Genomic DNA, 24312 nt, shown 5'->3' with positions numbered 1-24312 from the left:
AATGATTGGCCAGTTGGCTGGATCATGATAACGCAACAGCGCTTTGATCTGGTGATTAACTTGAAAGCGGCACAGAAATTGGGAATAACTGTTCCTCAAACGCTGCTTGATCGCGCAACCTCTGTAGAAAAGTAATAGGTAGGAGCAATACATGACCTCAATTGCCTTCTTCGGCACACTGGAAGTAGGTCTGGTTTATGGCCTAGTCGCACTAGGCGTATATCTTACCTTTCGGGTTCTCGATTTTCCGGATCTGACTGTAGATGGCAGCTTCCCTATGGGAGCTGCTGTTGCAGCCACGCTCATCATTTCCGGTATTGACCCATGGATCGCGACATTCGCGGCCATTTTCGCTGGTGCAGCAACAGGACTTATTACCGCATTTCTTACCGTGAAATGCGGCATTCTGAACCTGCTCGCCAGTATTCTTACCATGATTGCGGCGTTTTCTATCAATATTCGAATCATGGGTCGTCCGAACATTGCTCTACTCGGTGTCGATACGATTCTAACGCCGTTTGAGAATATGGGTATAGACCCTGTTTATGCTCGCCCGCTGGTCGTCTTCATTCTTGTATTACTCAGCGCCCTGTTTGTGATTCGCTTACTGGCGAGTGATTTTGGCTTGGGTCTTCGTGCCACAGGCGTAAATGCTCGAATGGTGAAAGCACAAGGCGGTAGCACTGCCTTTTACACGTATTTTGGTCTCGCCATTTCAAATGGTTTTGTCGGCTTTTCAGGGGCGCTATTCGCGCAAACTAACAGCTTCGCGGATGTCACGTCGGGCGTCGGTACCATTGTTGTTGGCCTCGCCTCTGTCATCTTGGGTCAAACCCTGATCCCTGGTCGCAAGGTATGGGTGGCCGTTGTTGCCGTCATCTTAGGTTCAGTGCTCTACCGTCTTGCCGTGGCATTCGCATTAAGCTCTGGCATGTTTGGTTTGAAAGCGTCTGATCTTAATCTGGTGACCGCGTTGTTGGTCGCACTAGCATTGATTGCGCCAAAAGCGCGCGAACAATACCAAAAGAACAAGAAAATGAAAGATGCTGGGGTGGCGAAATGATTGAACTGAAAGACATTCAAGTCACTTTTAATCCTGGCACTGTGCTGGAAAACCGTGCGCTTCGTAGCGTGTCACTCACCGTTCCTAAAAATCAGTTTCTCACCATTATTGGTTCAAATGGTGCAGGTAAATCGACGTTACTTGGCGCTGTCAGCGGTGAAACACCGATGGTTGGTGGTCAAGTCATCATTGATGGCATCGATGTAACCAAGCAACAAGTCCACCAGCGCGCCAGTTTAGCGGCGCGCGTTTTTCAAGATCCATTGGCGGGTACGTGCGCCTCATTAACGATCGAAGAAAATCTCGCACTGGCATTTAAACGGGGCTCTTACAGAGGCTGGCATAAAGCACTGACAAAGAATCGACGTGAGATCTTTAGAGATCGAATTTCTATTCTCGGATTAGGTTTGGAAGATCGTCTTAGCGATAGCATCGGCCTGCTCTCTGGCGGTCAACGCCAAGCGGTTAGCCTCGTCATGGCAACACTGTCTGACAGTAAGCTGTTGCTGCTTGATGAGCACACCGCTGCGCTCGATCCACGCATGGCTGCATTTGTCATCGACTTAACCAAGAAAGTCATCACCGAGTTCGGTTTGACGGCCTTAATGGTTACCCACTCAATGAAAGATGCTCTTGCCTGTGGCGATCGCACTGTCATGCTTCACCAAGGTGAAATTGTGTTGGATGTTGCTGGGGACAAACGCGCTAACATGGGTGTACCCGATCTACTGGAAATGTTCAGTAAAGTGCGTGGTGAAGAACTGGCTGATGACAGTTTGCTTCTTAGCTAACATCGACTTGTTTTTTGAACCAACGAACACGAAAGCGGCTTAGGCCGCTTTTTTTCGTTTTACGCGTTCTCAATGACGCATTTTTGATAATGGTGTTAATACGCGACTAAGGACATTTCTTCGGGCATGCAAAGACGATAGTCTGAATTAAACAAGATGAACAAAGGCATGATGATGGTCAGTCTCGAATTTCTTATAACATCTTTAGTCGTTGTCCTAATACCTGGTACCGGTGTGTTATATACCGTCTCTACTGGCCTACTATTGGGCTTACGGGCAAGCATCTGGGCCTCTGTAGGATGCACATTTGGTATTATCCCACCACTCATAGCGAGTATCACTGGCCTTGCGATCATTCTTCACACTAGCGCATTAGCTTTTCAGATCGTGAAATATGCGGGTGTTGCCTACTTGTTGTATTTGGCGATCTCTATGTGGCGCGCAAGTGGTGCACTCGCAATAGATGAAAAAGCCGAAAAGAAAAGCATGTACAACATTGCCATAAAAGGCTGCTTGATGAACATTCTCAACCCAAAACTAACGGTGTTTTTCATGGCATTCTTGCCACAATTTGTTCCACCAAATGTCGTAGACCCAACCGTCTACATGCTGCTTTTGGGTAGCATTTTTATGGCCATGACCTTTTTTGTATTCATCCTCTACGGCGCACTGGCGGTAAGTGTTAGAGATATTATTATCCATTCAAAACGCGTCTCTACCCTTCTGCAACGCGTCTTTGCGGGTAGCTTTGCGGCACTTGGTCTGAAATTGGCTCTGTCAGATAAGCAGTAATACCTATCGGATTAAGTAAGCGGTTAAATTTGCGCCGGGAAAATCGTCAAGAGCAAGGAAGAGAGTGCAGTAAAAAGCCCCATGTGCTGATCATGGGGCTCTATCAATTATATTTTGTACTCAAACTTAGAAGCGCTTCAACAAACGTCCCATCAGTGAAGGATGATAATCCCATACGTGATCAAACATGCTCATCAGTTTTGGGTTGCCGTATTTTGACAAGTTCACCGCATGAAAGCGATTGTGCTTTAGCTTCAGTGCGCTCACTTGCTCTTGCACTTCTCTAGGCTGCTCGGGTGCTATAAAATCCGAGATAACAACCAGATCGGCATTGCGGTATTTGTCCGTGCCCATTAAATCAATGGAATGAGTCAGCACAGGTGCGAGATCGGTTCCACCATGAAAACGGTAAGAAAGGAAATTGAGCGCCTCTTTCAAGCCCCCTTCTCCAGTCAATTCATAGCAAATATGATCAGTCGAGAAGATCATCACGGTGCAATCACGATCTTCCTTCACTGCGATTTGCATTAAAGAGTAAGCCATGGCTTTTGCGCATTGTTCTGGAAAGCCGCTCATTGAGCCTGACGCATCGACACAAATCAAAAACGGCCCTTTCTCAACCTCTATCTGTTTGCTCTCTGGCTTAAACGCTTTGATCTTGCGAAGTGATCGTTGCATGCCTTGCATGCGATAGGTCAGTAGTCGTTTGTCTGCAAAATGTTTGTAGAACAGCACTTCAAGAGCGGGTTCCGCCAAATAGATCATTTCGTTAGGGATCATTTTTTCAAGGTTGTCACTTTGGTGTATACCCACAATGTCGTCAGCGACATTATCCGCAGGCTCTTCCACCATTTTCAACTCTTCAGCTGGAGACCGATGCAGAGAAGGATCATCCACATCGTTAGCCATACGCCCCAACTTTTGGGCGATCTCTTGTAAGTCCTTATTGTCTTTCAAGAAAGCCACAAAATGCTTTAGTAATTCAACATCCGATTGCGTCATTTTTGACGAAGCTAAGTCCCAAAGACGCCCGACTTTTTCTAGTGTCCCGCGTTCTTCGACATTTTCTAACGTTTTGTAGGTTTCAATTCGCTGATAGAGCTCATTCAATAACTTATCGATGTGCGCTTCGAGCTCTTTTTGCTGTGCATTTTTGATCGATGACGCTAAATGCTCATACCATTTGTTGCAAAAATACGATTGGAACATCGGCGTTTCTTGGGAGGTATTCTTTTCCAGCATGCGACGCGCGGAGAGGTAAAATTCAGATTTCCCTTCAAGTTGCTTGATCATGCCTTTCGCGTTTTGGCTAAATTCATGCTGCGTAAGCTGAACGGCTTCTTGGTATAACGTAATTTCCAGCTTGAGTTCTTCAGTAATACAGTCGTTACTCAATCGACGCTTAACCGAATGTCGCCACTTGCGAATATGTCGACGAACCGCAGATTTTGCTGAAGGATTAGCTTCTGTCATTAAGAGAAGTTGCGGCTTCGCCATCACCTCTGAGACTGCATGTTCCAACATACCTGTTTCGGCGAGCATCATCCCTAGCTGCAAACTTTCTGGACTGATCACGATGCCTCCTTAAGCGAAGAATTCACTAAGCATTCGCACTCGAAATGCGCTCTTCTCGAATTTTGTCGTCTGACGCTGCAAAGACTCTTCTGCATCGGTAATGCTGTTTGCTAGAAGCTCCAGAAGCTCAGAGTTTGAAAAATGATGAGGCAAGGCGGCATTGAGCTGAACTCGTGCAATACGGATCAGGTGTTTTGCTTCTTCAATTTTCTTGATTGCGGCTTCGTTTTTGACCTGCCACTTTGCAAATGCCTCTTGATCGTTATCGTCCACACCCGCAATCGCAACAGGGACTGGACGATTCGCGATGTCTTTAATCATCAAGCTATGCTCACCATCTACATCAAATTTTAGCACACAGAGATTAGGGTTTTTATTTACGTACCCATAAACGTCACAAGCACCATTCTTAATCTTCTTCTCAAACTCTGTGGCGTCTACATAGACCCAACGACTGTCACCTTTTTCTTTTTCAGAAACAGACGGATTAGTATCTAGCATCACCAGTTTGATCAAATCGTTTGCCATGTTGACGGAATAGCGTCGTGCATGACTAAGGTCTACTTTATGCTTCTCTTTACGCATCGAAAGTTCTGTGTCGACATCATGTCCAATGGTTTCAATGATTTCCTCGGACAATGCTTTCACATCTTCACTGGCTTCAATCGCAATCGCCAACGATTCTTGTTGGTTAAAACATATCTGTTCAGCGAACTGACGCATGACGTTGCCGACCACAATACGAGATTCAGGGCTATGCCATAAGCATTCTTGCAAGAGGAGCAAGTCGACGGGATTCACGTCACTGCGACCATTGAAAAAGGCACTCGCTTTAAGCAAACGTACCGCCTTTTTCCAACGTCGATCAGAAATATAAAGCTCTTCTGAGGGAAAGGAATGACTCGGATCTTGCGCTTCTCGTTCCAACAGCATTTTCAGTGCATAAATTTTCTCAAAGACACTATCAGAAAGTGAGACTTGATCGATCTGATGCTGCCATTGCATGTATTCATGCGCTTTGATGGAAATATCTGAACCAATCTTGATGCGAGTCTCGCCCGTGTCACCGGTCAGAAGCCGCTTGAAATTACTTTTCTCTTGAATTCGATTGACGAAAATACGGACCAGCATGCGATCGTATAACGCATCAAGTCCACTATCAGGGTCTGGCAGCTCGTTCGATGCAGTGACGAGCAAACGCATGGGCACAGGGAGCACTTCGCTACCATTTCTAAATACTCTTTCGTTTACCACGGTCAGTAAGGTGTTCAAGATAGCGGGACCGGCTTTCCAGATTTCATCAAGAAACACGACATCAGCCGATGGCAAATATCCTTCGGTTAAGCGAACATATTTTCCATTGTCTTTCAGCTCTTGAATTGAAAGAGGCCCAAAAACTTCTTCAGGGGTAGAAAAACGCGTCATCAAGTACTCAAAAAACGTACTGTCATCAAACGCTTCAATCAGTCTTTTTGCAATGTAGCTTTTTGCTATCCCCGGCGGGCCTAGCAAAAAGACACTTTCACCACTCAGCGCAGCGAGCAAGCATAGGCGAATGGTGTTCTCTCGTTCATAAACGCCACTCGAGAGCGCTTGAACAAGCTTTTGAATTCGCTCAGGGAGTAAAACATTGTTTGTTGTCATCGCGATTTGATTCGTCAAGTTGCTGCTCCATATCGATTAATCAACAACATGAAACAGTCATAACACATTGTTAACATCTTGTAACCATTAATACTTGCTTACAAACTGTATATCACTTCATCTTTGACCTAATCCACCCTAAAAACTAAGTTCTCAGTTTTGCCGCTCAAGAAATAGCCATATTTATCGCCATTTCAATTGTTCAGCCAAACAAAAAAAACCTCCCAATGGGAGGCTTAAAAAGATTTTTAAAACCGCTAATAACAAACTTAGTCGCTATCAGAAACAACCGGAAGCGAGATATCGCTGCCCCACTCGGTCCAAGAGCCGTCGTAAACCATCACAGGCACATTCAACGCGAACTCGCTCGCCAACGTGAGAATGCACGCCGTCACGCCCGAACCACATGATGATACGTTGGGTAGGTCGGTCGAGAGCACCGACTTCAAACTCTCTTGAAGCTGCGCTTTGTCTTTAAATTTTCCGTTTTCAAGTAATTGACCAAATGGCAAATTCTTTGCGTTAGGCATATGACCGCTGCGCACACCAGGCCTAGGCTCAGTCACGCTCCCGTTAAATCGGTCGCTTGGTCGAACATCAATGACATTGAGCAATGACGATTCAATACCCGCTAGCAACGCTGATTTATCAATGACTCGCTCGGGCTGAAAGCTGGCTTTGTAAGTGCTGAATTCTGGCTCAGCCGGTGTTTGTGTATCTAATGGCCCGCCAATGGATTCCCAAGCAGGAAGGCCACCATCAAGCACGGCAACTGACTGGTGTCCCATGATTCTAAACATCCACCAGACACGTGGCGCAGAGAAGATGCCGACACTGTCATAAACCACCAGCGCATCAGTATTGTCTATGCCGAGCTTGCTAACGCATTCCTGAAAGTACTCTGGAGACGGCAAGGTGTGAGGCACGGGTGATGATTTATCTACGATTTCTTTATCGAAATCGAAGTACACCGCGCCGGGAATACGCTTAGTCGCCCATTCCTGCTTTCCATTTCTTGGGCTGCCCGGCATAAAAGTACTGGCATCTATCACTCTCAGATTCGGCGCACCTAGGTTACTTCGCAACCATTCAGCACTAATGAGTACATCATTTATCTGTAGCAAATCACTCTCCTTTGAAACCGCCATCGTCAGAACACCTTGAATGATATAGCATATGAGTTCTAACTATCATACGTCGCAGTATCGACGTTAATACCGTCGCTAATTCGATAATAAGGATTTTATGTTATCACGCAGAATTATTGGTGCTGCGATTCTTGTTTCGCCATTGCTTAGCTTTTCTCTTCAAGCGGCCTCAGTTTCTTTAACTTTTGATAATGATGGCGCGCTCGGTACCGACAGAGACTACACCAGTGGCCTTGGACTTCGTTGGTCTTCAGATCCTGCAACCATAGGGTACAGTGTTGAAATTGCATCCCAGATGTGGACGCCAACAAACATTGAATTCGAAACGCCGCAACCGAATGAACGCCCCTACGCAGGTTTGCTATACGCGCAAGGTCGTGCTTATCACCAAACCGACGTCAACGCCTATAAAGGCAGTTTGATGCTCGGTACCGTCGGGCCTCGCTCAGCAGCGGACTCCGCACAATCATTCGTGCACCAAATCGTCGGTTCGACCGACCCAAAAGGCTGGGACTACCAAATTGAAAATGAATTTGTCTATCAGGTAGGCTTCGAAGCGCACCAGTTGATTTCTCGCAGCCATATTGGAGAATTTAGTGTGTTTGGGCGTGGTCAGGGTGGTAACTTTCAAAATGAAGTTGCACTAGGCGGCACCTATCGCATTGGACTGGATCTTGGGAATACATTTGGCTCAACGTCTGTTATTGCACAGAACGCTGTCGATATCGGCATGCTCAGTCACAGTAACTATGGATTCTTTTTCTTTACGACGGTCGAGGCTCGCTATCGCTTTAGCGACATCACCATTGAAGGTGACAAGCCACCAGAAAATGATGATTTGACCATTGAGCGTAATCAGGCTTCCATCTCAGGCGGTTTGTCTTGGTATTCGCAACAATGGGGAGCGGTGGCTTCTGTGACGGCTTATAGCAAGCAATTCAAAACCTCAAGCCTTGACCAACACGGCTATGGTAGCTTTACGCTTTTCTATCGCTATTAGTACGAAGCTAAAGGCTGGGCTACCAGCCTTTATGCGCTTTCATTACTCAATTGCATTGGCAATCAGTTCTAGTAAAAAGGTTTCTCGAACAACAGAAAGTCCCTGCTTATCACTTTTAGCCATCGTCTCTTTGTTATGTGCAATCGCTTCACGAATGTTAACCCAAACAGGGCGCATGCCATTCTTAACTTCATAATCTTCGAGTGACACCTCTCCGAGTTCTTCGTCGATATCACACCAAAAGCACTTAGACACCATATGCACGACGTCATAATCTCCCTTGTGCCATGGCCTGAATTCTTCATAAGCACCAAATGCACGGATGTTGCGGATGTTCTGTGCCCCCGTTTCTTCTTTTAATTCGCGGATCAGACCATCAACGTCATTCTCATCAGGGTCCACCCCACCGCCAGGTAAAGAGTAGTCATGGTATCGCTCAGTAAAGAGCAGCAAAATGTTGTCGCCACGCACAACAATCGCTCTTGAGGCAAGTCGGTGGAACACAGATTTATCTTCTAACGGAAGTACATCGGGATGAGTCGTGGTTTGGAGCGTTCGCATTCATTAGTCCATAAATTCAACAACAGGCGACAACTGCGCCAAATCAAACGCGCACTCTAGCGAGACCTTCAGCTTGAAGCAAACACAAAACGTGAAGAGGTTCGCATTATTTTGCAGCATCAATTTTACCGTACTTTGTTTTATAAAAAGTTCACTTAGAATACATACAACCTTAAATTTCGTGTTTGCGTCATTATCGTGTTAGAAGGACTAATACTGCAGAGTTTAGATTGAAAGTTGCTTATTATCATTAGCCTACCGATTGTGTATTAGACTAATAAAACACCATTATTCAGAATGTCATACCGCTATTGCGCACCATTACTGACTGTTTTATCTCTTAATTACGCCAAAATCTCGTATTTTGTATATAGTTATAGTCATCAGTAAATACATTGTTCGCTTTAGAGTGGTAAAACACTGAACTTCCATCTAATCATCATTTAATTGCTAGTAACACCTTGATACGGAGCCTACATCAATGCTTCAAAAAGTTGACATTGATAACGTTGAGATTGGAATGTATGTCGAGCAGATCGAATCTCAGACAGCACGTACCAAAATGAAAAAGCCGGGCTTTATCAGAAGACAAGAGACCATCGACAATTTACGCACCAAAGGCGTGATGTTTGTCTATATCGATGCGGATCAAATTACATCTGATGAAGATATACGCTACAAAGAAACGAATGTTGGCAAGCATTCCTCGATTAATGGCAACGACGAATATGCAGTGGCAAAAGATCTTGTCGATAGATCCAAGAAGCAACTGAGTAAACTCCTTAGCGATATCTATGAAAATAATCCAGTCGATATCGAACCGGTAAAAGAAATCAGTGCCAACATCGTAGAAAATATTTTTGAACGTCGCGAAGCCGTCCTCTGGATCAGTGGTATCCGAGAGAAAAGTGCCTACCTGCTTGAACATTCGATGAATGTTGCTTTCCATTTGGTTAACTTCGGACGCTTTTTGGAATTGGATCGATCGACACTCGAAGACCTTGCGGTTGGAGGACTCGTTCACGATATTGGCAAAATATTGGTGCGAGACGAAGTTCTTAATAAACCGGGAAAATTGACTGATGACGAGTTTGTGCATATGAAAGAGCATCAGACACTGTCTCAGCCAGTGCTTGAGAACATGGCCGATCTACCATCAATCAGCAAAGATGTTAGCATCATGCACCATGAGAAAATCGACGGTAACGGTTACCCAAATGGCCTTAAAGGCGATGCGCTGCCACTCATTGGCCGTATGTCATGCATTGTCGACATTTACGACGCACTCACCGCTGAACGTTGTTATAAACCCGCACTGTCTCCCTCCGAAGCTTTTAAAATAATGATCGGTCTCACGCCGTTTCACCTTGATGCAGATTTGCTCAAAAAGTTTATCCGCTGCATTGGTTTCTACCCTGTCGGATCTGTCGTCGAACTAAGTAATGGTCGCGTCGGTTTGGTCTGCAAGGAAAATCCTGAGGATCTCATGACACCTACCGTGAAGCTCTTCTACTCTGCGCGCACCGATGCTTTTCGAGAAGTTGAATACATTGACCTGAAAAAACGTCCCGATCTGAAGATTGTGCGTGGCCTGACAGAAGCAAAACTCAAAACCAGCTTCAGCGATTTCCGCTGATTCACGTGATAACACATCCTTCCGCCGCCCAAATCGTACTTTTTTTGCCCTAAACGACACCAATCAACGATAGTTCCTATCTTTCTTCATGACCCGTGCCTCACTATTGCCTATAATGCTTGGTTCATTAACTCGTGGAATAAGAAAAATGCGAATTTGTGCTGTCGATTTTAAAAGCAATGAGGCGAACATCTGTCTGTTAGAACTAAAAGAGGGATTGTTCGACGTACCTGATTGTCGTGCACGTAAATTTACCATCACCGATGGGGCAAGCGCTGAACAAATCCGTCACTTCCAAAAGCAATTCGCGCAGCTGATGACTGACTACAAAGTAGACAAGATTGTTATCCGTGAACGCCCGATGAGAGGCAAATTTGCGGGTAGCGCGATTGGCTTCAAGTTGGAAGCAGCGCTTCAGCTTATTCAAGACATGGACTGTGAGATTTTCACGTCTTCAGCCATGAAAGAATCAATAAAAAGCAACCCAGTGATGGTTTCTTTAAAAGAAGTGGGGCTGAAACAGTTCCAAGAGCACGCGTTTACAACGGCGTGTGCTTACTTGAACAAGTAACGACGATAACAGGCTGCTTAGGTGGCCTGTTTCTTTTCCCTTTCCACTTAATCTCTTCACTCCTTTCTGCTTTTTCTCTTTCCTGATCCATATACCTTTCACTATTCAGTTCCGATTCTGGCGACCCCTATTACTGACAAATGCTAAAGTGACGTCAGATAGATTAACTTTGTAGAACGCCATGAACACCAACATCACACATTTTCAACAAGCACGCCTTTCCCGAGATGCGCGTTTTGATGGCCTGTTTTACACGGCAGTGCTTACCACAGGCATTTACTGCCGATCTATTTGCCCTGCGCCGCCTCCGAAAGAAGAGAATGTTCGTTACTTCTCAACCGCCCATGAAGCCGCCTCTCAGGGATTTCGCCCTTGCTTACGATGCCGACCGGATAGTGCACCGGGTTCGCCCGCATGGTTAGGCAAAGAAACCACGCTGAAACGGGCGCTTGGGCTTATCCAAGATGGCTTCTTACAAGAAAATAGCATTCCGGATTTGGCTGAAAGATTGGGGGTGACCGATCGCTATGTTCGAAAACTGTTCAGCGAGTCTTTAGGTTGCTCACCTAAACAATATGCGCTTTATCAGCAAATATTATTCGCGAAGAAGCTGCTTCATGAAACGACATTGCCCATCGCAGATATTGCATTCGCAGCCGGCTTTAACAGTGTCCGACGGTTTAATGATTGTTTTCATTTGCAGCTCGCGCTATCTCCCACGCAAGTGCGCGGTAAGAAAACGTCGCCCTCCGAATCGCTTTCCGTCACGCTCAGTTACCGACCGCCGTATGATTGGAAGCAGTTTCATTCGTTTGTAGCGGCGAGACTGATCCCCAACGTCGAATGGCTAAGCGAAAGTGGCTATGGAAGAACCTTTATAAACGGAAATCAGAGAGGTCAATTTACCGCCACATGGGAACCGGATAAAAACAGATTTCGAGTCGCTCTCCAATTATCCGAACCGAAACATTTGTATTCAGTACTCAATCGAATTCGCAAACTCTTGGATCTCGATGCTAACCCCGACGCGATTGCTCAAACAATGGCTGATGCTACCAATCAATCAGCATCGAATGGCACGCGAATTCCAGGTACATGGGATACCTTCGAGGCCGGTGTACGCGCAATGTTTGGCGAATCTGTGCTTGGTGCAGCAGCGCATATTTCATCGATTGAACACGTATTGATCCATGATGCGAATACCCATGTCGCGTACTTTCCCAGCGCCAATACATGGTTGTCGCATGTTGAGTTATTGCCACTACCTGATGCAAATAAACAGCCGTTGTCAGCATGGGCAGCCTTTTGCCTCTCCCAGCAAACGGCACACACTTCTGTCGATACCGACACAGATGGTCGAAACGTGAGGGATATCAGAACCCATCCGCTGAGCACCATGCAGTATAACTATGCCTGTCTTCGCGGCGCCGGGTTACCCGATATTGCAGACTTACTCGATGACGCTAACAACATACCGTCAAGCTCCAATCATGCAGCACCTTGGCGCAGTTACCTTTCTCTAAGTCAGATCCACGAACAGCAGAGCACAGCATTAAATCAGCCTCAAGGTGCCATCGAAAAAAATAAGGACATATCATGAAACAGTATCGTCACCTCTACGATTCACCACTGGGAGCTATCACGCTCACCGCGTCAGAAAAGGGGCTGACATCTTTGTCTTTACCTACTTATAAGTACGACATTCCGTCTTCCGAGCAAGAGATAACGACACGCTCGCCCTTCAATGAAGTGATTGCACAATTAGACGGCTATTTTGCGGGGGAATCCGTTCAGTTCTCTGTACCGTTGGACTTATTGGGCACAGCGTTTCAACAGCAAGTCTGGGCTGCGTTGCAAACCATTCCGGCAGGTGAAACGCGTTGCTATGGGGATCTCGCGGCTGACATTGGTAAACCTTCAGCTTCTCGAGCCGTGGGGGCAGCCAATGGCCAAAACCCTATCGCTATCATTGTTCCTTGTCATCGCGTCATTGGTAAAAGCGGTAAACTCACAGGATATGCGGGAGGGCTCGACGCCAAAGCTTGGTTGCTAAACCACGAACAAGCAATGGCGGCGAATATACCCAAGCAACCTCAAGATGCAGCCACCAGAACACGATGAGCCAATAGCTTAATAAAACGCAGTGGTGTTATACGATAACCAAGATGCAGATAAAAACCATGTGCTTCTTCTCTGCTGATATTGCTGGTCACTTCAATGCGCATGCAGCGCCGATGCTTGAGGTATTGCTCCGCGTGATCGAGCAGTTGTTTTCCGATGCTCATATCACGGAAGTTGTCATCCACCACGATGGCGGAAATTCTTCCCCATGGCATATCATCATGGACGACATCTACTGTATGTAGGGTGATAAAACCAACCACCAAATCGCATACCTCTGCGACAAATAACGCATCTCTTTCTTGCTTCATGATGCGCTCTAGTTGCACTTCTGTTTGACTAAGCTCAGCGGCATAGCCAAGTGAATGGCAGAGCGCATTAATGCGCTCCGCGTCTTCTAACGTAGCGGGACGAATAATCATAACCGCTCCCTTTAATTGTTTGCCGTTGCTTGACCGCCCGACACTGAACGCAAGCTCACACGACGATCAAAGAAATAGCCGTCACGATCCCCTTCCGTTTCAATAGCGAGTTGATTGCCATAAGCAGTTTGTACCAATTGCTCCGGTGCAACGCCTTGTTCAATCAAGTAATCAAACACAGCTTGCGATCGTTGCTGTGAAAGCTGCAAATTGTAGTCTTGATTTCCGCGGACATCGGCATGCCCTTCCAAATCCCAGCTGACCTCGGGTGTATGGCGCATCAATGCTGCCACTTCATTGAGTTGTTGTTTGAAATGCGGCTCAATGTCGGCAGAATTCGTACGAAATTGAATGTCCATGGCCAGGTCAAGGTTGATATCTGTCTGTTGCATTGTCGCTTTTAGATTGGCGAGTTCTAGCTCGTTTTGCGCATACATATCGCGGTATGTCGTTAACTGTACGTTTTCATCTTGAATCTCAGCAATGATTTGCTCTTGCACGGCATTTTGCTTATCAGAGCTAGCAATCTGACCAATCAAGCCCCCTACTAGTGCTCCGGCTACCGCACCTACTGGCCCACCAATCACAGCGCCAAACGCCGCACCACCACCAAACCCAATCATTTCGACCGTGGTGTCACGCTCAGTATTAACCTGTTGCTCTCCCGCATAAGCGGTAGAAACGGTCATTGGGATAACAAGAGAAATCGCTGCCAGTGTCTTATTCAATTTTTTCATTATGCTTTCCTCATCCTAATAGGGATTGGGTATGAACCCGTTTGTTGTTTCGATGAGGTCATTAAAACAAGTTAAAATGGCATTGCTTGGGAGCAAAAATGGCAATGTGGCGAGCAAATGTGGCAAAAATATAGCTTTTGCACTGAATCGCTTTTCTGGCCTTTTACCGCTTTTATTTTCGGGTATAGTCAAATCATCTTGTGGTTGATTATCTGAGTAAAAATGAAACGTATTGCCATCGTAGAAGACGAACCCGCTATCCGTGAAAACTACGCTGACGTGTTGAGAAAACAAGGTTATGCCGTCTCCGCCTATGCCAATCGCCAAGATGCCGAAGAGGGTTTCAAGCAACGTTTACCCGATCTGGTCATCATTGATATTGGTCTTGCTGACGAAATTGATGGCGGATTTCAGCTATGCCAAACTGTTCGAGCGATGTCTGCCACCTTACCCGTGATTTTTCTGACGGCGCGAGACAGTGACATTGATACCGTCGTTGGCCTACGCATGGGCGCTGACGACTACTTAACCAAAGACATCAGCCTGCCTCACTTGATGGCACGAATCGCTGCTCTATTCCGCCGCAGTGAACTGTTAAGCCTGGCTGCCACAGACACAGAATCTTTATTGGAACGCGGCAAATTGACGCTCGATCTCAATCGCATGCAGGTCAAATGGGAAGACCATACCGTGGACTTGACCGTCACCGAATTTTGGCTGGTTCATGCCATGGCCAAACGTCCAGGTCATGTGCGCAGCCGTCAAGATTTGATGCAAGAAGCGCACGTGGTGGTCGATGACAGTACCATCACATCCCACATCAAACGAATCAGGAAGAAGTTCATCGCTATCGATGCCGAATTTGACTATATCGACACGGTTTATGGCATGGGTTATCGCTGGGATAGCAGCAAATGAAACGCTATTTAGAACCTGTCTGGCGCTGGGTGGCGGGAATTCGCACCAAAGTTGTCTTACTCTCAGGTTTGCTTCTTTTATTACCCTTCATTGGCTACAACTATGTGTGGGAATTGGAAAATGTGTTGCGTCAAGGCCAAGAACAAACCCTGATGGGTTCGGCGCGTGCTTTCTCTATGTCACTCAACCAGCAACCTTCGCTTTTTGAAAGACAGCTAACAACCAAACCCCGATTGGAAAAAGGCAAAGATTTGTACGCTATCGCGCTGCAAACGCCTATCGATCTTGATGGATCAACCCTCGACTGGGACCGTTATAAAGTACATCGAACACATTATGGCGATGGTAACGTTATCTTCAGCCGTTCGCCTTATGAGCCTGACGATCTTCATTTCGATCTCATTCTGGCAAGCGATGGTGACGAGATCTTTGCGCTGATCGATGTCGTCGACTCATCCCCAGTATTAAAGCGTGACAACTTTCAACGCATCGACCGTAATGACCATCTTGTATTGACGTTAACAACCCCAAATGGCGAACTGAAACGTTATGCTATTTCAGCCAGTCAGAGCGGACCTGCAGACGTTTCCTTGATTGAAACGACGATAACAGATGCCGAACATACCTTTCCCTCTGAGGCCATTCGAGGCTGGTGGCAAGAAACCGACCAAGGCTATGTGATCGAACTCGCCATACCTGATTGGTTGGTGGGCGAAAAGCTTGGTATCACTTACTACAATGTCAACGACCCATTTAATCGTGACGTGGAAACCATACTCGCCACCTCAAATTCTCGTAGCGCCGAAACCCTAGGGACTCTCTTAGTGCCTTCGCCTAGCCTTGAGCGCGCATTGCAGAGCATTAATGACGGTAAATCCCGTGTTTGGGTCGTTGATAAACACGGGCGGGTGCTTGCCAAAGCGGGCGATTTGCAATCCGCCAATGGTGTGTGGGAAACCACCATCAAATATCAAGACCCACCATCAGGCATCATGGGTTGGATTCAAACTGAGATTCTTAACCCCATCTACTATCAGTTGCTAGAGCGCCCACCCGAAAATATTATCGACGCAATGCAACATGCTGCCGTCTTCCGTGGTGTAGAAGTGCAGCAAGCCCTAATTGGTCGACCTTATGCCAATTGGCGTACCACACAAGAACAAGGGGCTATGATTTTGTCCGCCGCTTACCCCATCAAGGTCAATGGCAATATTGTTGGTGCAGTCGTTGTCGAGGAAACAACCAATGGCATCACGACACTGAGAAACAAGGCACTTGAACAATTATTCAACGTGTTACTCGCCGTGATTTGTACCGGCGTTGTTGTCTTATTGCTTTTCGGGTCTCACATCTCAAAGCGTGTCAGAAAACTGCGCGATGATGCTGAAAGTGCCATTGATCCGCAGGGGCGAGTGCGCCATCAATTAGAACCCGCCGAAAGCAAAGACGAAATCGGCGATCTGTCGCGGACGATGTCGACAATGGTGACCCGCCTCTCCGACTACAACAGTTACTTAGAAAAAATGTCCTCAAGCCTCTCTCATGAATTGAGAACGCCTGTCGCCGTAGTTCGTTCATCGTTGGAAAACCTTGCATTTGTTACCACAGATTCAGACCAAAGCCGTTACATAGATCGCGCTCAAGAAGGCGTTGCTCGGCTTGCTACCATTTTGTCGAGCATGACTGAAGCAACAAGGCTTGAGCAAAGCTTTGATCATTCAGAAAAGACCCATTTCCCTCTCGACAAAGTGGTCGCTGGCTGCGTTCAAGGTTATGAATATGCTTACCCCACGCAAGCATTTTCACTAAAGATAAGCGAAGGATGTTATGACATGGTCGGCGTACCGGAATATGTGGCGCAACTTCTCGACAAATTGATCGCCAATGCTGTTGAATTTCATACACCTAGCTCGGCTATTGATGTTCAGCTGATACCAGATGAACAGCAGGCACGGATCACGGTTTCAAACCTTGGCCCTAAATTACCAGAAAATATGGGAAATCAATTGCTCGCTTCTATGGTCTCTGTTCGGGATGAAAAGCAAAAATCCGACAAGCCGCACTTAGGATTAGGGCTTTACATCGCGCGCTTAGTGGCAGAATTTCACGAAGGTGAGCTTGCCATCGCCAATAGCCCAAGTGGTGATGGCGTTATCGTCACGGTTTGGCTTCCCATGGCATAAACTTAATGTCAGCCAGTTACATGGAGTGGTTATGAAATTATATGAGAAAGGCCCTGCACCTAGTGCACAACGCGTTAGCTTATTCATGGCTGAAAAAGGTATTGTGATTCCAAGAGTGGATGTGGACATTCGTGGTGGAGAAAACATCACCGATGCGTTCAAAGAAATCAGTGTAAATGGGAGGATCCCCGTTCTCGAACTCGATGACGGCTCAACACTCTGTGAATCCATTGCAATCTGCCGCTATTTAGACGCTGAATTTCCAACAGATCACGCCCTGTTTGGCGATTGTCCGCTTTCTATTGGTCAGGTCGAAATGTGGAACCGTATTGCTGAATTTCAAGGGCTATTCTCGGCCTTTCAAGCGTTTCGCAACATCACGAGTATCTACGACGACAGAGAACGCTGCGTCGAAGCTTGGGGAGTCGAATCCAAACAGCGGGTTATCGAGTTCTTACCTGTGCTCGAAAAACGCTTAGCGGAAACGCCTTATCTTGCTGGAGAGAGGTTCTCTGTAGCGGATATCACCGCTTATGTCATGTGCGGTTTTATTAAGAACCTGGGAATTCATATCGACGAATCACTGCCTTCTTTTGTCACTTGGCAACAAAAGCTCAGCCAGCGCCCGGCGTTTATTGAAGCATCAGCCGCGTTGGGTTAATCAACAGGCAGCAGATCTATTTGCCGAAGGGTATGTTGTTATCGCATTGGTCAAATCTTTCAGCGAGTCAGCTTAAATAACAATCAACAAGATAGTGAACCATTCACCCAAAACACAAAAAAGCCATCCTCGGGATGGCTTTTCTTACATTTCTTTGAGGTATTCGATAAACACTTGGTTGTCTGAGTATTCAACCTTGGTCACTTTCCCATCTACCGTCAGCGATGTTCTCACGGTAACACTCCCCACTGGCGTATTCGCATTGCTATTTCTCAAGCTGGGCAGTGCCTGATGAGGGTCCAAGCCGATCTCTTTGCAGAGTCGAAAGACGAAACTCTGTTCCATTGGAACGTCACCACGCAAAGCTTTAGATAACTCGAGTTGACTGACACCCAATCGCTTCGCCATATCAATTTGCGTAATGCGTAATTTTGCTTTGTACGACATCCAAGCATCATAAAGTGTTTGTCTGTCGTGATAGGTAAATTCCATTGTTTCCCTCTACTACCTACCCATTTGATAAGGCAATATTAGGGAAAATACCATTTACTGTGTCAGTTAACCGTAAGGGCTGCGTAAGCACTTGTCTCTCTTCTCACTCTTCGCTATGGTAACGCCGTTAATCAGATGATGAGATTTACCATGAGCTACAACCTTGCCCTGCTTCCTGCGGATGAAAAACAAAAAATAGAATTAGACAAACAAGCGTCTTATGCTGTTTGGCAGGTAAAAAATGCATTGGCCGAAAGAAGTACGTTTACGCAGCAAGCACAGGCGTTGAACAACGAAGATGAGCGTGCGCATTTTGTAAACTGTGTAGAAAAATATTCAAAAATTATGGGGCTGTGATCAGCCCCATTTTTCAATTTCGATTTGTGTACTTATCAGTCTGTCACTATTGTGGTTCTGCATAACCACAATAGTGACAACGTCACATTATTATTTCTTAGTCAGTAATGCCACATACTTGTTACTGTCATCACAATAGACAACACGACAATTAAAGTTCTTACTTTCAGCAACACGTCTCAGCGTCGACATTCCCACATCAAACCATGGCACTTCTTCACTGACTCGACCGTCAAATTCAAAAGTTAAGTGACGCGTTCGATAACCTTCATATTTCAGGTTTTCAGAACTGAGAATTAAACGCCCCCCTGGGTAAAGATTGCGATGAGCCAAATCGAGGAAGTGAAAAAAGTTTCTGATGTTACCCAGTTGCCCAATCACGCCGCGTAATGCTAACCACGTAAAAGTGCGGTCAAACATGGGGTGTTGATCAAACAAGTGACCACATATCACTGACGGAACCCCACGCTGATGCATGATGGCACACGCTATTGGAGAGCTGTCGACGGAGATAACTTTGATACCCTTAGCGACAAGAAACAGCGAATGCTCTCCACCGTTTGCGCCGATGTTTAAGACACTTCGTCGACAATACGAGAGTGCAATTCTATCTGTGGCAACGTCCTCAGGGCGGCGGAAAAAATCGGACGTCGGTATCACAGACGTTCCATTATTTTCCCTCACAATAAGTTTCCCTGATTTATTGCCGTTGTAATAGCTGGCTAGTGCTGTACCAAATACTTCAACAACGCTCTGCATAAACAATCCCCCTGTTATTCAACTAAGAGAATACGCCGAAGCAATACAGAGATATGTCTCATTTTAACAACAACTGAACTGTATCAGCTTAAAGTGCTAGTACTTTACTTGTCACAACGTGCTTAGATGCTGGCTACGCGCTTTCTTCTTCTCTCGCTTATTATGGTACATCGTTTGATCTGCTTCACTAAGCCATTGTTCTGCTGATAAAATGTTTGAACATAGTTCTTTTTCACCCAAACTTAGGGTCACAGCAATGTTAATTGGTAGTCCCTCCGAGTTGATATCCCGACAGAGTCTTTCCAGTATCTGAGGCACTTCAGATTGAGCGGTATGGCGTAAAAGGACAACGAATTCATCACCACCTATCCGTCCAGCCACATCAGAATCACGAATATTGCTGGTCAGATGCTCTGCGATCTTTACCAACACTTGATCGCCGACCTCATGACCAAATGAATCATTAATGCCTTTGAACCCATCTGCGTCAATATACACAAGCATTGAAGGGTCACCCGTCATTGAAAATTGCTGATAGGTTTCTCGAATATCATTCATGATGGCGTGGCGAGACTTAATCCCTGTCAAAGAGTCGTACTCAACCAATTGACGTAATTGTTGCGCCATTGTCACCACGTTGTCCCGTTGAACAATTTCTGACGTAATGTCTGTCAGTGTACCCACGCGGTAAATAAGCTCACTATTGCCATCAAAGACGCAATGACCGCTATCACGAATGTGTTTAATGCGCCCGTCAGGAAATAGCAATCGATAGTTCACATTCCATGAATCCGTAGACGATGAGAATCTGGTGACCGATGCTAGCTCTCTCTCTGCAGGGTGGATCTTTTTAAGAAATGCGCGAGGATCACCGTAAAGCGACTCGGCTGATTCTTCCCATACGTTGTCATAGCATTTGTTCACGTAGAAAAGTCGCATCGGATCGGCGCCGGATATCCAAACAACGGAACTGACATTTTCTGCAATCACACGAAACCGTCTTTCAGACGTCGCGATAACATCTTGAAGCTGTTTTTCTTCATGAATATCAAAAACGGAGATGATAAATTTCATATCACCCGACACATCATCAGATACCGCAGAGACAAAAGTTCTCACCCAAAGTTGGTGGCCATGTTTATGTATATATCTCTTGTCTACGTGATACTGCTGTCCACCACGCCCTATCAAATTATGTCTCAGTGGTTTTTCGCTATTGGCATCTGACACATAGGTAAGGTCAAAGTCTTTTTTCGTTTTGAGTTCTTCTTCTCGGTAGCCCAACAGCTGATAAAATGCTTGATTCATATCAAGAAAATGACCATCAGAGTCTACTACTGCCATACCGAACGGGAGTCTGTCCATGGCAACGCCGCCTGGAGCAACTTCTTTTGAATGCAAGGTAAGTGCGGCAACGTAGGTAACACCAGAAGAGGTATCGGCAACGCTTACGTTCAAAGAATAGGAGGCATTGGAACACGTGAACTTGATGACCTTGCTGAAAGGCTCAGGTGGCGTAAAAACAGGTGGCATTGAGAAGTGGCGTTTAATGTCCAACCAAACGCCCGCAGAAAGACAATCATCAATATGACTGCTCGTTTGCTCGAACCGCAATATGTTTTGACACTCGCGATTGCTATGAACTATTTCACCTAGCTCATTGAGAATGAGCATCGGGACAGGTGCGATATCGAAGTACAGCATCTGTGATTGATTTTGAGTCTGAAACATCCGAGTCCATCATATCCTAGCGTTACTGAGGCACAATCAAGAAAGCGCTCGAATTATCGAGCTAAACACTCAAGCAATATACTAGCGGTATAGTGAGAAGACATCTGTATCAGTATTAAGCCACACGGTAAGAAAGCGCTTTCAAGCTTAGCAGGTTGCGTTACCCAACAGGATAAGGAAGGTGGCCAACTTTCACCCACAACAAGGTATCTTCTTCGGCAAATGGGTTGTATTCGAACATATGCGGATTGCGAAGCCAAGTCCCAGCTGGGTACTTTCCATATTCATCTCGATACTCACCACTAAGCACCAAGATTTCTTCTCCACAAAAATGAGAGATAGAGAAAAAATGCTGACCAGCAGGCCAACGGATCATTGCGACTTGTTCACCATTAAATTCATGAAGCAGCAGCATTCTTAAACGGCCTTGTCCATCAATCCAATGTTTGTCATCACGGGTGTCTATTCGTATCTGATGGTGATCATTAGCAGAAAACTGATGAAGCTTAACGAGGAGTGTGCAGCCAACATGACTAAATGGCGTGTGAGAGGTTCCGGCAGGGTTGCGGATATACGTTCCAGCAGGGTAATCGCCAAATTCATCAGAAAACACACCATCTAGGACAAGAATTTCTTCTCCAAGCGGATGTTCGTGATGTTTGAATACACTCTTAGGCGCATACTTTACGATACTTGTTGCGTGCCCTCGTTCTTCCTCTTCACGTGCCAAAGGTTTACGAAGTACGCCATCCATAGGTGAAGGCTGCCAAGCGAGATCATTGGCATTGATAATCACCCGTCTATCAAACTGCATATTCAGCATAAGACAATCCTCAAACAGGGAAACACTGGTCATACCCAGTTTAGGCTTGCTGTATCAATAATATAGTCCCACATTGGTGGAGACAACGTCCCAATCTTTGGAACTCATTTATTATTGAGTCTCTGATATCCTAAAATATAACAGGCACAAAAAAGCCGACTTTCGTCGGCTTTTTAATGTCATTTACAACAGATTATGCGTCTGCTGGACGACGGTCAGTGCGAGCTGCAGCTGGACGACCGTTACCACCACGGTCACGATTGAAACGACGCTCACCAGAAGGCTTGCCACCGTTGCCACCGCGAGGTCCGCGCTCATCAAAACGACGTGCACCGCCACCAGCGTTAGCGCCACCATTGCGGTCACCACCAGTACGACGACGTGGCGGCTCCATGTTCACATGACCTTCTACCAGTTGTGCGTCAGTTGCTTTCTGGCGAATACGCAGTTGCTTAAGTTGCGCCATAATTTCATTAGGCATTTTCTTCGGCAATTGAACGTAAGTATGGCCAGTTGCCAACTTGATAGAACCAATGAATTGCTTCTCTAGGCCAAGTTCGTTTGCGATAGCGCCAACGATATCTTTAACCTGAACGCCTTGGTCACGGCCAACTTGCAGTTGGTAAGTATCCCAATCTGCAGCATTGTAGCTACGACGCTCACCGCGATCAGCACCACGCTCTGGACGGCTGCCGTCACGAGGGCGCTCATCACGACGTGATTCACGACGTTTGTTTTCGCGCTCGATAGCAGAAAGCATTGGGTCAGGACCGGTGTAGAACAACGGACGCTTACCTTGTTGACGCTGAAGCAACATTGCAGCTAGCGTTGCAGTATCTACTTCGATTTGCTCTTGAAGCTTCTCGATTAGACCGACAAATGCTTCTAAGCTTTCTTGCTCTTTCTGCTCAAGCAGGTCAGCAGCAAGTGCAGCAAGACGTGCTTCTGCAACCTTGTCGCGCATTGGAAGTTGAATTTCTTCCATACGAGTAGAAGTGACACGCTCAATGGTGCGCAGCATGCGGATTTGGTTGGTGCGAACCAACAGAATCGCTTTACCTGCACGACCAGCACGGCCAGTACGGCCAATACGGTGAATATACGACTCAACATCAAATGGGATGTCGTAGTTGAATACGTGAGTGATACGTGGAACATCAAGACCACGAGCAACAACATCAGTCGCAACAAGAATATCGATAACACCACGTTTGATGTGATCAACAGTGCGCTCACGAAGAGACTGAGGAATATCACCGTGCAATGCAGCAGCTTTAAAGCCACGTGCTTGCAACCAATCAGCCAGACGCTCGGTATCCTGACGAGTACGTACGAATACGATAGATGCGTCAGTTTCTTCGGTTTCAAGAAGACGAGACATTGCTTCGTCTTTTTCTACGCCTTTCACTACCCAGTATTGCTGTTCTACTTTCTCAACAGTACGGTTGCTACCAGCTACATCAATACGAGCTGGATCGCGAAGGAAACGGTCAACGATTTCTTTTACGATCGGTGGCATGGTTGCAGAGAACAACACACGTTGTGCAGTTTCTGGCGCTTGTTCCATGATCCAAGTCACGTCGTCAACAAAGCCCATTTTCAACATTTCATCAGCTTCATCTAGAACGAAAGTTTTCACTTCGTCTAGTTGCAGACGTTCACGGTTGATAAGGTCTTTAACACGGCCAGGAGTACCAACAACAATGTGAGCACCTGAACGTAGAGCACGCATTTGATCAACGATAGAAGCACCACCGTAGATCTCTAGCACTTTCAGGCCAGCGATGTTTTTACCCAGCAATTTAACTTCTGCTGCAACCTGAATAGCGAGCTCACGAGTAGGCGCCATAACAATAGCTTGTGGCTTGTGCTGGTTCAGATCGATTTTGTTAAGAACTGGCAGTGAAAACGCGGCAGTTTTACCTGTACCGGTTTGCGCCTTGCCCAGTGCATCAGCACCAGTCAATAGAAGAGGAATCGAAGCCGCTTGGATTGGCGTTGGTGATACGAAGCCAATTGAATCTAAAGCGGAAAGAAGGTTTTCAGACAGATCTAGCTGACGAAATTCAGTAACGGTATCTTGCATTGGGATCCCAATATATAGACTAAAGTAACGGGGCCCCTGCTAGCGGTTTCGTACTGTTATATTTTACTGATGCAGGGTCATTATTGTTTACGACAATGACTTCCTACTCTCTGCAACAGTAACTAACGCTACGGGCCTCGACAAATAAGGGTCAGAATTCTGCGCTAATAAACCAAAAAAAGCCAGAAAAAATTGAACAAGTTCACAATTTTTTCCTCGACTGTCGACTTTTTGACTGCAA

General features: G+C 46.1%; 23 protein-coding genes. 12 read left to right on the top strand and 11 right to left on the bottom strand.

Going from position 1 to position 24312, the window contains the following annotated elements:
• Positions 1-151: 151 nt before the first annotated feature.
• The 3 genes from A1OO_RS14820 (at position 152) to A1OO_RS14810 (ending at position 2646) form a co-directional block, all read left to right on the top strand.
• Positions 152-1063 carry an ABC transporter permease gene (locus tag A1OO_RS14820; RefSeq protein WP_016958676.1) on the top strand — a complete coding sequence of 304 codons (912 nt, stop codon included), beginning with the start codon at positions 152-154 and terminating at the stop codon, positions 1061-1063.
• On the top strand, positions 1060-1854 hold the full coding sequence (locus A1OO_RS14815) for an ABC transporter ATP-binding protein (RefSeq protein WP_016958675.1): 795 nt from the start codon (positions 1060-1062) through the stop codon (positions 1852-1854). The genes A1OO_RS14820 and A1OO_RS14815 overlap by 4 nt, the downstream gene beginning before the upstream one ends.
• Before the next feature lie 168 nt (positions 1855-2022).
• Positions 2023-2646 carry a LysE family translocator gene (locus tag A1OO_RS14810; protein ID WP_241819136.1) on the top strand — a complete coding sequence of 208 codons (624 nt, stop codon included), beginning with the start codon at positions 2023-2025 and terminating at the stop codon, positions 2644-2646.
• Positions 2647-2772: 126 nt separating this feature from the next.
• On the opposite strand, the gene viaA is transcribed toward A1OO_RS14810, so the two are convergent.
• From viaA to A1OO_RS14795, 3 genes are all read right to left on the bottom strand, one after another.
• A complete protein-coding gene (gene viaA, locus A1OO_RS14805; RefSeq protein ID WP_017003467.1) occupies positions 2773-4221 on the bottom strand; it encodes an ATPase RavA stimulator ViaA in 1449 nt (482 codons plus the stop codon).
• A gap of 9 nt (positions 4222-4230) precedes the next feature.
• Complete coding sequence (locus A1OO_RS14800; protein ID WP_026023877.1) at positions 4231-5865, bottom strand: AAA family ATPase; 1635 nt, start codon at positions 5863-5865, stop codon at positions 4231-4233.
• A gap of 269 nt (positions 5866-6134) precedes the next feature.
• A complete protein-coding gene (locus A1OO_RS14795; protein ID WP_016958671.1) occupies positions 6135-7013 on the bottom strand; it encodes a sulfurtransferase in 879 nt (292 codons plus the stop codon).
• A gap of 97 nt (positions 7014-7110) precedes the next feature.
• On the opposite strand from A1OO_RS14795, the gene A1OO_RS14790 reads away from it, so the two are divergent.
• Positions 7111-8013 (top strand): lipid A deacylase LpxR family protein, encoded by a 903-nt coding sequence (locus A1OO_RS14790; RefSeq protein ID WP_016958670.1) that lies wholly within the window; start codon positions 7111-7113, stop codon positions 8011-8013.
• A 42-nt stretch (positions 8014-8055) separates the two neighbouring features.
• On the opposite strand, the gene A1OO_RS14785 is transcribed toward A1OO_RS14790, so the two are convergent.
• Positions 8056-8574, bottom strand: a complete 519-nt coding sequence (locus A1OO_RS14785; protein WP_016958669.1) for an NUDIX hydrolase — start codon at positions 8572-8574, stop codon at positions 8056-8058.
• Positions 8575-9055: 481 nt separating this feature from the next.
• Between A1OO_RS14785 and A1OO_RS14780 the strand changes: the two genes are divergently transcribed.
• The 4 genes from A1OO_RS14780 to A1OO_RS14765 all read left to right on the top strand — a co-directional run bounded on the left by A1OO_RS14780 (position 9056) and on the right by A1OO_RS14765 (position 12902).
• Positions 9056-10210 (top strand): HD-GYP domain-containing protein, encoded by a 1155-nt coding sequence (locus A1OO_RS14780; protein ID WP_016958667.1) that lies wholly within the window; start codon positions 9056-9058, stop codon positions 10208-10210.
• 148 nt (positions 10211-10358) lie between these two features.
• Positions 10359-10781, top strand: coding sequence for a DUF3010 family protein (locus tag A1OO_RS14775; RefSeq protein ID WP_016958666.1), 423 nt, complete (start codon positions 10359-10361; stop codon positions 10779-10781).
• A gap of 181 nt (positions 10782-10962) precedes the next feature.
• Entirely contained in the window at positions 10963-12381 is a 1419-nt protein-coding gene (locus A1OO_RS14770; protein ID WP_016958665.1) for a bifunctional transcriptional activator/DNA repair enzyme AdaA, read from the top strand.
• A complete protein-coding gene (locus A1OO_RS14765; protein WP_016958664.1) occupies positions 12378-12902 on the top strand; it encodes a methylated-DNA--[protein]-cysteine S-methyltransferase in 525 nt (174 codons plus the stop codon). Before A1OO_RS14770 ends, A1OO_RS14765 begins: the two co-directional genes overlap by 4 nt.
• Here the strand turns inward: A1OO_RS14765 and A1OO_RS14760 are convergent.
• Both A1OO_RS14760 and pdsO read right to left on the bottom strand, forming a co-directional pair.
• Positions 12875-13324 (bottom strand): GNAT family N-acetyltransferase, encoded by a 450-nt coding sequence (locus A1OO_RS14760; RefSeq protein ID WP_016958663.1) that lies wholly within the window; start codon positions 13322-13324, stop codon positions 12875-12877. The genes A1OO_RS14765 and A1OO_RS14760 overlap by 28 nt on opposite strands.
• Before the next feature lie 11 nt (positions 13325-13335).
• A complete protein-coding gene (pdsO, locus tag A1OO_RS14755; RefSeq protein WP_017003466.1) occupies positions 13336-14061 on the bottom strand; it encodes a sortase-associated OmpA-like protein PdsO in 726 nt (241 codons plus the stop codon).
• 222 nt (positions 14062-14283) lie between these two features.
• On the opposite strand from pdsO, the gene pdsR reads away from it, so the two are divergent.
• Genes pdsR through A1OO_RS14740 form a run of 3 tightly spaced genes read left to right on the top strand, consistent with a single transcriptional unit; the run spans position 14284 to position 17823 of the window.
• Positions 14284-14979 carry a proteobacterial dedicated sortase system response regulator gene (gene pdsR, locus A1OO_RS14750; RefSeq protein WP_016958660.1) on the top strand — a complete coding sequence of 232 codons (696 nt, stop codon included), beginning with the start codon at positions 14284-14286 and terminating at the stop codon, positions 14977-14979.
• Positions 14976-17162, top strand: coding sequence for a proteobacterial dedicated sortase system histidine kinase (gene pdsS / locus A1OO_RS14745; protein ID WP_017003465.1), 2187 nt, complete (start codon positions 14976-14978; stop codon positions 17160-17162). Before pdsR ends, pdsS begins: the two co-directional genes overlap by 4 nt.
• Positions 17163-17193: 31 nt before the next feature.
• Complete coding sequence (locus A1OO_RS14740) at positions 17194-17823, top strand: glutathione S-transferase (RefSeq protein ID WP_017003464.1); 630 nt, start codon at positions 17194-17196, stop codon at positions 17821-17823.
• Positions 17824-17967: 144 nt separating this feature from the next.
• Here A1OO_RS14740 and A1OO_RS14735 read toward each other — a convergent pair whose 3' ends face one another.
• Positions 17968-18315, bottom strand: a complete 348-nt coding sequence (locus tag A1OO_RS14735; RefSeq protein ID WP_016958657.1) for a helix-turn-helix domain-containing protein — start codon at positions 18313-18315, stop codon at positions 17968-17970.
• Positions 18316-18465: 150 nt separating this feature from the next.
• Here A1OO_RS14735 and A1OO_RS14730 point away from each other — a divergent pair, with 150 nt between their 5' ends.
• Positions 18466-18672, top strand: a complete 207-nt coding sequence (locus A1OO_RS14730; protein ID WP_016958656.1) for a DUF3283 family protein — start codon at positions 18466-18468, stop codon at positions 18670-18672.
• Positions 18673-18762: 90 nt separating this feature from the next.
• Here A1OO_RS14730 and A1OO_RS14725 read toward each other — a convergent pair whose 3' ends face one another.
• The 4 genes from A1OO_RS14725 to A1OO_RS14710 form a co-directional block, all read right to left on the bottom strand.
• On the bottom strand, positions 18763-19431 hold the full coding sequence (locus A1OO_RS14725; RefSeq protein WP_016958655.1) for a class I SAM-dependent methyltransferase: 669 nt from the start codon (positions 19429-19431) through the stop codon (positions 18763-18765).
• A gap of 111 nt (positions 19432-19542) precedes the next feature.
• A complete protein-coding gene (locus A1OO_RS14720; protein ID WP_016958654.1) occupies positions 19543-21162 on the bottom strand; it encodes a sensor domain-containing diguanylate cyclase in 1620 nt (539 codons plus the stop codon).
• A 160-nt stretch (positions 21163-21322) separates the two neighbouring features.
• Positions 21323-21985, bottom strand: coding sequence for a cupin domain-containing protein (locus A1OO_RS14715; protein WP_017003463.1), 663 nt, complete (start codon positions 21983-21985; stop codon positions 21323-21325).
• 193 nt (positions 21986-22178) lie between these two features.
• Positions 22179-24071, bottom strand: a complete 1893-nt coding sequence (locus tag A1OO_RS14710) for a DEAD/DEAH box helicase (RefSeq protein ID WP_016958652.1) — start codon at positions 24069-24071, stop codon at positions 22179-22181.
• Between the last annotated feature and the right edge of the window lie 241 nt (positions 24072-24312).

Source organism: Enterovibrio norvegicus FF-33, assembly GCF_000286835.2.
GTDB lineage: Bacteria > Pseudomonadota > Gammaproteobacteria > Enterobacterales > Vibrionaceae > Enterovibrio > Enterovibrio norvegicus_A.
This window is presented reverse-complemented; position numbering and strand designations above follow the sequence as displayed.